The sequence below is a fragment of the Kribbella sp. NPDC004138 genome (assembly GCF_053603655.1).
On sequence record NZ_JBSGFZ010000016.1, the window covers coordinates 153,928 to 165,866 of the forward strand.

General features: G+C 70.0%; 10 protein-coding genes. 4 read left to right on the forward strand and 6 right to left on the reverse strand.

Features of this window, described 5'->3' with window-relative positions; translation table 11 throughout:
- Positions 1–192: 192 nt before the first annotated feature.
- Complete coding sequence (locus tag ACWEOO_RS23205) at positions 193–2,694, forward strand: DEAD/DEAH box helicase (RefSeq protein WP_452144767.1); 2,502 nt, start codon at positions 193–195, stop codon at positions 2,692–2,694.
- Here ACWEOO_RS23205 and fabV read toward each other — a convergent pair.
- Together fabV and murA are read right to left on the reverse strand one after the other, a co-directional pair.
- Positions 2,681–3,853, reverse strand: a complete 1,173-nt coding sequence (gene fabV / locus ACWEOO_RS23210) for an enoyl-[acyl-carrier-protein] reductase FabV (protein ID WP_452144768.1) — start codon at positions 3,851–3,853, stop codon at positions 2,681–2,683. The two genes, ACWEOO_RS23205 and fabV, sit on opposite strands and share 14 nt — an antisense overlap.
- A gap of 13 nt (positions 3,854–3,866) precedes the next feature.
- Entirely contained in the window at positions 3,867–5,153 is a 1,287-nt protein-coding gene (gene murA, locus ACWEOO_RS23215) for a UDP-N-acetylglucosamine 1-carboxyvinyltransferase (protein WP_355700017.1), read from the reverse strand.
- Positions 5,154–5,202: 49 nt separating this feature from the next.
- Between murA and ACWEOO_RS23220 the strand changes: the two genes are divergently transcribed.
- Positions 5,203–5,784 (forward strand): cob(I)yrinic acid a,c-diamide adenosyltransferase, encoded by a 582-nt coding sequence (locus tag ACWEOO_RS23220; protein WP_452144769.1) that lies wholly within the window; start codon positions 5,203–5,205, stop codon positions 5,782–5,784.
- Here the strand turns inward: ACWEOO_RS23220 and sppA are convergent.
- The 4 genes from sppA to ACWEOO_RS23240 are packed head-to-tail and all read right to left on the reverse strand — an operon-like array spanning position 5,781 to position 9,429.
- Positions 5,781–7,433 carry a signal peptide peptidase SppA gene (gene sppA, locus ACWEOO_RS23225; protein ID WP_452144770.1) on the reverse strand — a complete coding sequence of 551 codons (1,653 nt, stop codon included), beginning with the start codon at positions 7,431–7,433 and terminating at the stop codon, positions 5,781–5,783. The genes ACWEOO_RS23220 and sppA overlap by 4 nt on opposite strands.
- Positions 7,434–7,464: 31 nt before the next feature.
- Positions 7,465–8,439: a CU044_5270 family protein gene (locus tag ACWEOO_RS23230; protein WP_452144771.1), complete on the reverse strand. Its 975-nt coding sequence runs from the start codon at positions 8,437–8,439 to the stop codon at positions 7,465–7,467.
- Entirely contained in the window at positions 8,436–9,053 is a 618-nt protein-coding gene (locus tag ACWEOO_RS23235; RefSeq protein ID WP_452144772.1) for an RNA polymerase sigma factor, read from the reverse strand. The genes ACWEOO_RS23230 and ACWEOO_RS23235 overlap by 4 nt, the downstream gene beginning before the upstream one ends.
- Positions 9,054–9,096: 43 nt before the next feature.
- Complete coding sequence (locus ACWEOO_RS23240) at positions 9,097–9,429, reverse strand: hypothetical protein (protein ID WP_452144773.1); 333 nt, start codon at positions 9,427–9,429, stop codon at positions 9,097–9,099.
- A gap of 130 nt (positions 9,430–9,559) precedes the next feature.
- On the opposite strand from ACWEOO_RS23240, the gene ACWEOO_RS23245 reads away from it, so the two are divergent.
- A complete protein-coding gene (locus tag ACWEOO_RS23245; protein WP_359930109.1) occupies positions 9,560–9,868 on the forward strand; it encodes an STAS domain-containing protein in 309 nt (102 codons plus the stop codon).
- A 75-nt stretch (positions 9,869–9,943) separates the two neighbouring features.
- Entirely contained in the window at positions 9,944–11,923 is a 1,980-nt protein-coding gene (locus ACWEOO_RS23250) for a protein meaA (protein WP_452144774.1), read from the forward strand.
- Positions 11,924–11,939 lie beyond the last annotated feature (16 nt).

Sequence of the window (11,939 nt, forward strand, 5' to 3'; positions counted from 1 at the left end):
AGGATGTCTTCGTCCACCTCCGCCCTTGGTACGCCTGGCGCGTCTCCGGTCGCGGCGTGGTTGGCGGATACATCCTGTCGACGTTGCACGCGATGCCACCGCATCGAGCCGGCGGCGGCGGGCGAGCTACCGGACGGGTGCGCCGCACCCGGCGGCGATGGTGGATTGTCCGGTCGGGGACAATGGTCGGTGATGACGCTGACCGAGAACGTTCCGGGGACGACCGAGCCTGATGACCTGTATGACGCGTTCGCGCGCTGGGTGACCGAGCAGGGGATCTCGCTGTACCCGGCGCAGGAGGAGGCGCTGATCGAGGTGATGACGGGGTCGAATGTGATCCTGTCGACGCCGACCGGGTCCGGGAAGAGCCTGGTGGCGACCGGCGCGCACTTCGCCGCGCTGGCGAACGGGCAGCGGACGTTCTACACCGCGCCGATCAAGGCGCTGGTGTCGGAGAAGTTCTTCGCGCTGTGTGACGTGTTCGGGGCGGACAAGGTCGGCATGCTGACCGGCGACGCCGCCGTCAATGCAGGCGCTCCGATCATCTGCTGTACGGCGGAGGTGCTGGCGAACATCGCCCTGCGCGAGGGCGCGGACGCGGACGTCGGCCAGGTGGTGATGGACGAGTTCCACTTCTACTCCGAGCCGGATCGCGGCTGGGCCTGGCAGGTGCCGCTGCTCGAGCTCCCGAAGGCGCAGTTCGTCCTCATGTCGGCGACCCTCGGCGACGTCGAGCGGTTCAAGATCGACCTGTCCCGCCGCACCGCCCGACCGACGGCGATCGTTGCGTCCGGCGAGCGCCCGGTGCCGCTGATCTACAAGTACGTCACCACCGCGCTGCACGAGACGCTCGAAGAGCTGCTCACCACCCACCAGGCCCCGGTGTACGTCGTGCACTTCACCCAGGCGGCCGCCCTCGAACGCGCCCAGGCGCTGATGAGCATCAACGTCTCCTCGAAGGAGGAGAAGGAGAAGATCAACGAGCTGATCGGGAACTTCCGGTTCAGCAAGGGCTTCGGCCGGACGCTGCAGCGGCTGGTGAAGCACGGTATCGGCGTCCACCACGCCGGCATGCTCCCGAAGTACCGCCGGCTTGTCGAGCAGCTCGCGCAGGCCGGGCTGCTCAAGGTCATCTGCGGCACCGACACCCTCGGCGTCGGCATCAACGTCCCCATCCGCACGGTCGTCCTCACCGCGCTCAGCAAGTACGACGGACGCCGCCAGCGGATCCTGAAGGCGCGCGAGTTCCACCAGATCGCGGGCCGCGCCGGCCGGGCCGGGTACGACACGTCCGGCACCGTCGTCGTGCAGGCGCCGGACCACGTCGTCGAGAACGTCAAGGCCCTCGCAAAGGCCGGTGACGACCCGAAGAAGCAGCGCAAGGTGCAGCGGAAGAAGCCGCCGGAAGGGTTCGTCACCTGGGGCGAGGACACCTTCGACCGGCTGGTCGCGGCCGAGCCCGAGGCGCTCCGGTCGCGGATGCGGGTCAGCCACGCGATGCTGCTGAACGTCATCGCCCGCGACGGCAACGCGTTCGAGAGCATGCGGCGGCTGCTCCGCGACAACCACGAGGACGCCAAGGCGCAGGTGCGGCTGATCCGCCGCGCGATCCAGATCTACCGCACGCTCGTCACCGCCGGCGTGGTGGAGCGCCTCGACGAGCCGGACGAGAACGGCCGGATCCTCCGCCTGACCGTCGACCTGCAGAAGGACTTCAGCCTCAACCAGCCGCTGTCCACGTTCGCGCTCGCGGCGCTGGACCTGCTGGACCCGGGCGACCCGTCGTACGCGCTGGACGTGGTCTCGATCATCGAGGCCACGCTGGAGGACCCGCGGGCTGTGCTCTGGGCGCAGGAGCACCACGCCAGGGGCGAGGCAGTGAACGCGATGAAGGCCCAAGGCATCGAGTACGACGAGCGGATGGAGCTGCTCGAGGACGTCAGCTGGCCGAAGCCGCTCGCGGAGTTGCTCGAGGCAACGTTCGAGATGTATCGGCAGACGCACCCGTGGATCGCGGACACCGGGCTGTCGCCGAAGGCCGTCGTCCGGGACATGTTCGAGCGCGCGATGACGTTCGGCGAGTTCATCGGGTACTACGGGCTGGCCCGCTCCGAAGGCATCGTCCTGCGCTACCTCAGCGACGCGTACAAGGCGCTGCGGCAGACAGTCCCGCCGGACAAGGTCAACGAGGACCTCGCCGACCTGATCGAGTGGCTCGGCGAGGTGGTCCGCCAGACCGACTCCAGCCTGCTCGACGAGTGGGAGGAGCTGACCAACCCCACCGAGGAGGAGGCGGCCGAGCCGACGCCGGCCGGTCCGCGCCGGATCACCTTGAACGCCAGGGCTTTCCGGGTCCTGGTCCGCAACGCGATGTTCCGCCGCGTCGAGCTACTCGCCCTGCACCGCTGGGCCGAGCTCGGTCAGCTCGACAGCGAGGCCGGCTGGGACGCGGGCCGCTGGGCCGAGGCCGGTACGGCGTACTACGCCGAGCACGACGTCGTCGGCACCGGTCCGGCCGCCCGCGGTCCCGCGCTGTTCCTGGTCGAGGAGCACCCCGGCTACTGGGAGGTCCAGCAGATCATCGACGACCCGGAGGGCAACCACGACTGGCGCATCACCGCGTCCGTCGACCTCAACGCCTCCGACGAGGCCGGCGAACTCGTCCTGGAAATGGTGTCGTTCAAGCCGTTGTAGGCCACTCCACGTCGACCTCGGTGTCGGCGTCGTAGTCCACGCCGGGTACGTCGAAGCCGTACAGGCGGCGGACTTCGGCGAGGAACCAGTCAGCGTCCGCGACCGACGCGATGTTGTCGGGCGTCACGGACTCCCACTGGGTGCGGACGGCGGACTGGACCTCGTCGTTGAGTTCCCAGCGGTCGAGGCGGATGCGGCCCTCGTCGTCCAGGTCGAGCGGGGTCTCGCCGGTGAGCTGGTCCCAGAGCGCGATCGACTGCTCGACGGGGGTCTGCAGGCCGGTCACCTTGTGCAGCAGGCTGACGTACAGGCCGATGCCGGGGATCGCCGACGACGCCTGGGTGACGGCGGCGCCGTTCACCGACGTCATCGCGGTCACGCCGTCCGCGGCCAGCTTCAGCGCGGTCTGCTCGAGATCCGCCTTGGCCGCGCCGATCGAGCCCTGCCGGTACAGCGGGCCGGTCAGCTCCGAGCCGATGTAGGTGAGGGCGACGGTGTTGAAGCCGGGCTTGAGCAGGTCGCGCTCGCGCAGCGCGGTGATCCAGCGGGCCCAGTCCTCGCCGCCCATCACCTTCACGGTCTGCGCGATCTCGTCGTCGGTCGCGACCTCGATCCCGACCTCCTGCAGCACCGGCGCACCGTCGTCGAACGCGAGGCTTTTCGTGGTGTGCTCGGCGCCGATCGCCTTCAGCACCGACTGGTACGTCTCGCCGGTGCGCGGGTCCGTACGACGCGGTGCGGCGACGCTGTAGACCAGGTGATCGATCCCGCCGAGCTGCGAGGCGATCAGGTCGAGGACCTCGTCCTTGGTGGTGTCCGCGAACGCGTCCGCGTTCACGAAGGTCCACGAGCGGCCGAGCTGAGCGGCCAGCGCGGCGGTTTCCGCGGTGCGGTACCAGCCGGCGGTCGCCGTACGACGGGCGGTGGCGGCCTTCTCGAAGCAGATGCCGATGCCGTCGATCCCGTACCGCGCGAGCCCGGCGATCGTCGTCGCGAGCCCGTACCCGGAGCTGGATCCGATCACCAGCGCCGTACGCCGCTCCGCGGGACGCTGTTCGACCTCCGCCGCCATGTCCCGCACGACCTGTGCACACCCGGCCGGGTGCGAGTCGAGAAACAGGAAACCCCGACCCACCGGCTTCACCACGCGCTCAGTCATGCGGAGGAGCTTATTAGCTCCAGTACATCTCTGCGTCGTCAGGTTCGACGACGACGTCGGCGCCGAGACGGCGGAGGTTCCCGGCGAAGTCGGTGTAGCCGCGGTGCACGTGGTGGGCGGCTGACACCAGCGTCTCGCCCTCGGCGGCGAGGCCGGCCAGCACCAGCGCGGCCCCGGCGCGGATGTCCGAGGCGACCACGGGCGCGCCGGACAGTCGCGGTACGCCGCGGACCACGGCGTGATGGCCGTCGGTCTGGATCTGGGCGCCCAGCCGGGTCAGCTCCTGCGCGAACGTGAACCGGCCCTCGAACAGGTTCTCGGTGACCATGGCGGCGCCGTCGCTGATCGCGTTCAGCGCGATCACGAAGGCCTGCAGGTCGGTGGCGAACCCGGGGTAGGGGAGCGTGACCACGTCCACCGGCTTCGGCCGGTCGTGCATCCGGACCCGGAAGCCGGGGTTCAGCACGGTGATGTCCGCGCCGGCCCGGTGCAGCTTGTCGAGCGGCAGTTCGAGATGCTCGGCGTGCCCGTTGGCGATCGTCACGTCACCCTTGGTGATCGCGGCCGCGAACGCCCAGCTGCCGGACACGATCCGGTCCGGCACCACCACGTGCTCGACCGGGTTCAGCAGCCCGTCCACGCCGGTGATCTCGATCCGCGGCGAGCCGGCGCCGTCGATCTGAGCGCCCATCTCGACGAGCATCGCCGCGATGTCCTGGATCTCCGGCTCGCGGGCGGCGTTCTCGATGATCGTCGTCCCGCGCGCGAGCACCGCGGCCATCATGATCGTCTCGGTGGCGCCGACGCTCGGGAAGTCCAGCCAGACCTCGGCGCCGTGCAGGCCCTGCGGAGCCTCGGCGATCACGAAGCCGTGCTCGATGTGCACCTTCGCGCCCATCGACTCCAGGCCGGCGACGTGCATGTTCAGGCCGCGGGAGCCGATGTTGTCGCCGCCCGGCAGCGCGACCTCCGCCTGGCCGCAGCGGGCCAGCAGCGGACCGAGCACCGAGATCGACGCGCGCAGCTTGCGGACCAGGTCGTAGTCGCACTGGTGCCCGATGGTGCCCGGTACGGCGATCGTCGCGAGCCGTTGCTCGGCGTCCACCGTCACCTCGCACCCGAGGGTGTCCAGCAGTTGCGCCATGAAGGTGACATCGAGAATGCCCGGCACCTGCCGCAGCGTCGTCGTACCTTCCGCCAGCAGCGCCGCCGCCATCAGCTTGAGCACACTGTTCTTCGCCCCGGCCACCTCGACAGCGCCCTCGAGCCGTGCCTCACCCGCGATTCGAAACCGTTCCACCGGTCGACTGTAGCGTTTGACCTCGCCGGGCTTTGCGTAGAGTCCTGGCATGGCTGTGAACTTGACGCGGATCTACACCCGCACCGGTGACGCCGGCGAGACCCGTCTCGGCGACAACTCCACCACGTCGAAGACGGACCCGCGACTGGCGGCGTACGGCGAGGTCGACGAGGCGAATTCCGCGATCGGGGTGGCCATCGCGGCCGGGCACCTGAACAGCGCGATCGTGGTGCTGCTGACCCGGATCCAGAACGACCTGTTCGACGTCGGCGCGGACCTGTGCAACCCGATCACGCCCGACCCGGAGTACCCGCCGCTGCGCATCACCCAGGACTACGTCGACCGGCTCGAGGCCTGGTGCGACGACTACAACGGTCGTTTGACCAAGCTCCGCTCGTTCATCCTGCCCGGCGGCACCGAGGGCGCCGCGTACCTGAACGTCGCGCGCGCGGTGGTCCGCCGCGCCGAGCGGGCCGGCTGGGCCGCCGTCGAAACCCACGGCCCGTCGATCAACCTGCTCGCGATCACCTATCTGAACCGCCTGTCCGACCTGCTCTTCATCCTCGGCCGGGTCGCCAACCTCTCGTCCGGCGGCGACGTCCTCTGGGTCCCCGGAGGCGAGCGGGACTAACTGATCTCCCAGCTGAAGGGCATCCGCAGGACCCCGGCGGGCGGCAGGCCGAGGGCGGTGTAGAGACCGGTGGTCAGGCCGTCGAGCGTCAACGGCGCCGCGCTGACCGCCAGATCATCGGTCGTCGTCGGGGCCTTGAGCTGACTCAGCAGGTTGCGGTGCGGGACCGACGTGACGGCGATCTCCTCGCGGTCCAGACCGGCCCGGTTGCACGCGAGCGTGAGCGCGTGCTGGAAGCCGCCGAGTTCGTCGACGAGCTTGTGACTGTGCGCGTCCGCACCGGTCCAGACCCGTCCGCGGGCCAGCGACTCCAGCCGGTCCTCGGGCAGCCCGCGGTCCTGGGCGGCCTTGGCGACGAAGTCCTTGTAGATCCGGTCGAGCGTCTCCTCCAGGCGCGCCCACTGCTCGTCGGTGAACTCTTCCTGGGCCGAGTACATCTGCGCGTTCTCACCCTCGGACACGGCCTCCCGCGAGATGCCGATCCGCCCCAGCGCGTCGCGGACGACGCCCTTGCCGGTCAGCACGCCGATCGACCCGGTGATCGTGCCCGGCTGGGCCACGATCACGTCGGCCGGCATCGCGACGAAGTACCCGCCGGACGCTGCCACTCCGCCCATCGACGCGATCACCGGGCGTCCCGTCGAGCGCAACCGCAGTACCTCGTTGCGGATCGCGTCCGAGGCGACGTACGAACCGCCTGGGCTGTCGACTCGCAGGACGACCGCCTTCACCTGGTCGTTGTCCGCGACAGCGCGCAGCGCGGCGCCGATGGTGTCGGAGCCGGAGCCAGGGCCGCCGAGCGGGCTGTTCGAGTTGCGGCCGACCGAGATGCCGCCTGTCACGCGGACCACGGCCACCAGCGGCTTCTGCGGCCAGGGGAGCGCCTTCCGGAGGTCTTCGAGGGTCCGCGGACCACGCCGGATGTACCGCTCGGCCAGCAGCCGATTGTCGTACTGCAGCGTCTTCTCGAGCTCGTCGTACACGTCCGACCGGTAGCCGAGCCGATCGATCAGTCCGGCATCCAGGCCGGCCTGTGCGGCCAGCGGTGCGCTGTCGACGAGCTCCCGGACCCGTGTGGTGTCCAGACGCCGCCGTACGGCGATGCCCTCGACGATCTGCTCGTACGCCGACTCCGCCAGCCGCGACGCCATCTCGCGGGCCGGCGGGGTCATCTCCCGCTCGGTGAACGTGTCGGCAGCGGTCTTGTACTCACGCCGCTTGCCGAACTGCGGGATCACGCCGGCCTTGTCGAGCGCGCCACGGACGAAGACGGCCTGCACGGAGACGCCGGTGACGGCCAGGTCGCCGGACGGCTGCAGCCAGATCTCGTCGAACGCGGTCGCCAGGTAGTACGGCACAGTTCCCTGACCGGACTCGCCGAACGATTCGGTCCACGCGACGGCCGGCTTGCCCGACGTACGGAAGTCGGCCACCGCCTCACGCAGCTCCTGCACCTGCGCGAGCGACAGCCGGTGTCCGCCGAGGTGCGCCACGACCCCGACCACACTGTCGTCACGCGCCCCCTTCCGCAGCGCGCCCACCAGCTCGCGCAGTGTCGGCAGGTGCCGCGCCCGGAACGCGGCCACCGGGGAAGCGGGCGGTGTCTCGAGCACACCGCGGGTCAGATCCAGCTCAAGCAGAGTCCCCATACCCCGACCCTAGACCCCCACCAAAGACCGGCTACCGGACAGCGGTAGAGGGCGGCGTCGGCTTGTCGTCGGTCCAGCCGGACTCGAGGACGACGGTGGACCCTGTTTTCGGCCCGCGAATCGTGGAGCTGAGCAGGCGCCCGGTGCCCGGATCGATGATGTACGTCGCTCCGCTCCAGAACAGGCCGGTCCGCGTGCCGCTCGGCTTGACGGCCGTGATGCTGACCTCGGTGCCGGTGCGGCCGATCGGGTCCTTGATGCCGGTCCGGATGCGTGTCCCGGGCAGGGCGGCCAGCACCCGCAGGGCAGCGCCCCGGAGCTTGGGCGGTGACGGCATCTCGAACAGCAACCGTCCGGCCGCGGCGAACACGGCGTAGTCCTGGTCGGCCGCGGTCAGATCCGGACCCGCCGTCTTGGCTAGGACCTTGCGGAGCACCGCGGGGTCGGTCGGCAGCGCAGCGATCTGCTTGGCGCTCAGCGGCTTTTCACCCAGGAAGTAGCCCGGCGGCACGTCGCGGAACGACATCTTGTTCACCACTGGCGCGGTCTTCTCGCCCAGGTTCACCCAGCCGAACCAGGAGGCGACGCCCGGCTTCATCGGCATCCAGCTCTCGGTGATGGTCCGCCGTGCGTATTTGCCGGTGGTCACCTGCAGACTCCGCACCCGGAAATACGTTCCGGACACCTTCTCGTCCTTCTCCTGCCGTACGGCGACAGCGATCAACACCTCGGCCGCGGTCGCGAGCTGCGGCGCAGTCGTCGTCGGCGGCCCGCTCGGCATGGTCCCGTCGTCGCCGCGCCCGACCAGCAACGCACCGCCGAGCCCTGCCACGGCCACCAGTGCGGTGGCTGCGGTAACGGCGGTCCCGAGCCAGCCGGTCCGGACGAACGACACGCGAGGCTTGCGCATCAGCTCCTGCAGCTGGCGACGCGCGTCCCGGGCCGCCTCGGGAGTCGGCGGCTCCTGCTCCGGAAACGCCTTCCGCAGTACGTCGAACTCGTTCACGACGCGTCCTCCGCAGGATTCGTGACTGCTGCCCGAACCGTCCGGCGGGCCCGTGACAGTCGCGAGCACACTGTGCCGTAGGCGATGCCCAACGCGGCCGCGACCTCGTCGTACGTCAGCTGCCCGAGCGCGACGAGCAGCAGGACCTCCCGGTCCTTCGCGTTCAGCTTCGCCAACGCGGCGGCCAGTTCACGGGACGCGCCCTGCGCCGTCACCAGTGCCGTCACGCGGTCGTCGTGTGCTCCCGCGGGCAGCGGCGCAGGCAGCTTCGCCGCAGCCCGCCACGCCCGGACCTCGTCGCGCCGGTGCCGCCGGATCAGGTTGGTCGCGATCCCGTACAGCCAGGCCCGGACCGCGCCGCTGCGCCGGTCGAACCGCTCCCGCCGGCGGAACGCGATCAGGAACGTCTCGGCGGCCAGGTCGTCCGCCACATCGGTCCCCAGCCGGCGCGCGACGTACGCGTGCACCTGGCCGTAGTACCGGTCGAAGATCACCGCGAACCGCTCCGGCTCGCGCACCGACGCCTCCAGCACGCGGGCGTCGTCGGTGACGGGTGCGACATCGCGCCATGGTGGATTCTGGTACGGAAACGCGACCCCAGCTTCAGACGTCATGGTGGAGTGACGCCTGAGATCGCTCTCAGGTGGACACGGCCGCTCAGGGAGCGTCGAGCAGGCCGCGGGCGGCGGCCTCGTCCCGCGGCCAGACGTACACCGTCCAGCCCTCGGTGGTGCGGGCCGCGGTCGCTTTGATCCCGAAAGTGCGCAGGCGGCTGACCAGCACGCGGGCCTCGTTCTGGTTCGGCACGGTGCGGATGTCGACGAGCAGGCCGAAGGCGTCCCGCTCGGCCGGGCGGTGGTCGACGCGGCGGACCAGCGATCCGCCCTTCGCCTTCGAGAACGCCCAGCGGCAGAGCAGGACCATCACACCGGCCAGAGCGAGGGCCACGACCGGGAAGAGGAAGTACTGCTCGGCGAACACGGACACCATTGTCGCGCGAAACAAAAGATCGTGAGGCCTTGGCAACCTTTCGTGTCTCCGGGGAGTCTTTACGAACACAAGCGCTGTCACGCGGCCGATGGAAACCTCGGGGGCCGCCGGAAGAGCGGAGGGCACGCACATGCTCGAGCCTGACAACGTGGTGCATCTGACCGGAATCCTGGACGTGCGCTCGGTCGGCGACGTCCGTCAAACTCTCAACGACCTGATCGACGCCTCCGACGGCGACGTGATCGTCGACTTGGAGGAGGTCGACGCGGTCGATGCGACCGGTCTGGGCCTGCTGGTCGCGACCCATCGCCGCACCCAGCTGCTCGGCCGCCAACTCGTCCTCTGGCACCCGATGCCGTCGGTGGTCCGCATCCTCGCGGTCACCCGCCTGCACCGCGTCCTCAAGGTCGAGCGGACCCCCCTACCCATCAGCGCCTGAATGTGACCCACACCCCTGGTGACGCCAGTCACGAGGAGCGGACTCACAAGGGCACAGAGTCCTACTCTCGGGTACATGGCGACCGACAAGGATCGACCCTGGGTGATGCGGACGTACGCGGGCCACTCGTCCGCGGCGGAGTCCAACGCGCTGTTCCGCCGGAACCTCGCGAAGGGCCAGACCGGGCTGTCGGTCGCGTTCGACCTGCCCACCCAGACCGGGTACGACGCGGACCACCCGCTCGCGAAGGGCGAGGTCGGGAAGGTCGGCGTACCGGTCGCGCATCTCGGTGACGTCCGGGCGCTGTTCGACCAGATCCCGCTGGCGCAGATGAACACGTCGATGACGATCAACGCGACCGCGATGTGGCTGCTCGCGCTCTATCAGGTGGCCGCGCAGGAGCAGGGCGCGTCGCCGGCCGAGCTGACCGGCACCACGCAGAATGACATCGTCAAGGAGTACCTGTCCCGCGGCACCTACGCGTTCCCGCCGGACGCCTCGCTGCGGCTGACCACCGACCTGATCGCGTACACGGTCGCGGACATGCCGAAGTGGAACCCGATCAACATCTGCAGCTACCACCTGCAGGAGGCCGGCGCGACGCCGGTGCAGGAGCTCGCCTTCGCGCTGTCCACCGCGATCGCGGTCCTCGACCGGGTCCGCGACGGCGGCCAGGTGCCGCCGGAGCGGTTCGGGGACGTGGTCCAGCGGATCTCGTTCTTCGTGAACGCCGGCGTACGGTTCATCGAGGAGACCTGCAAGATGCGCGCCTTCGTCCAGCTCTGGGACGAGCTGACCCTGCAGCGGTACGGCGTCACGGACCCGAAGGCCCGCCGGCTGCGGTACGGCGTCCAGGTGAACTCGCTCGGCCTGACCGAGGCGCAGCCGGAGAACAACGTGCAGCGGATCGTGCTCGAGATGCTCGGCGTGACGCTGTCGAAGAACGCGCGGGCGCGCGCCGTCCAGCTGCCGGCCTGGAACGAGGCGCTCGGGCTGCCGCGCCCGTGGGACCAGCAGTGGTCGCTGCGGATGCAGCAGGTGCTGGCCTACGAGTCCGACCTGCTCGAGTACGACGACATCTTCGACGGCTCGCACGTCATCGAGGCGAAGGTGTCGGCGCTGGTCGACGGCGCGCGCGAGGAGATCGACCGGGTGCAGGCGATGGGCGGTGCGGTCGCCGCCGTCGAGACCGGGTACCTGAAGCAGGCGCTCGTCGCGTCGCACGCCGAACGGCGGCAGCGGATCGAGTCCGGTGAGCAGGTCGTCGTCGGCGTGAACAAGTTCGAAAGCACCGAGCCGTCCCCGCTGACCGCGGACCTGGACACCGCGATCCAGACCGTCGACCCGGCGGCCGAGGCAGCCGCGCTCGAGTCGCTGCGGACCTGGCGCGCCGAGCGAGACGAAGCCGCTGTCGAGGGCGCGCTGTCGAAGCTACGCGCGGCGGCCAAGACGACCGACAACCTGATGCCGGTGACGCTGGAGTGTGTCCGCGCCGGTGTGACGACCGGGGAGTGGGCCGGGGTGCTACGGGAGATGTACGGCGAGTACCGCGCACCGACCGGGGTCGCCGGATCCGTCGGCGTGTCCGGCGGCGGCGCCGAGATCGCCGCGGTCCGGGACAAGGTGGCCGCGACGTCCGCGGAGCTGGGCGGCCGACTCCGGCTGCTGGTCGGCAAACCCGGGCTCGACGGCCACTCGAACGGAGCCGAACAGGTCGCGGTCCGGGCGCGCGACGTCGGTTTCGAGGTCATCTACCAGGGCATCCGCCTGACGCCGGAGCAGATCGTCGCCGCCGCGGTCGCCGAGGACGTGCACTGCGTCGGCCTCTCAATCCTGTCCGGCTCTCACATGGAGCTGGTCCCGCAGGTCGTCGACGGTCTTCGCGAGGCGGGTCTGGAGGACGTCCCGGTCGTCGTCGGCGGCATCGTCCCCGACGCCGACGCCAGAGCACTGCGCGCTGCCGGGGTGGCCGCCGTCTACACCCCGAAGGACTACGACCTCACCGGCATGATGTCGGACGTGGTCGACGTGATACGCCACGCCAACAAGGTGTAAGGCATGGTAGAAGGAG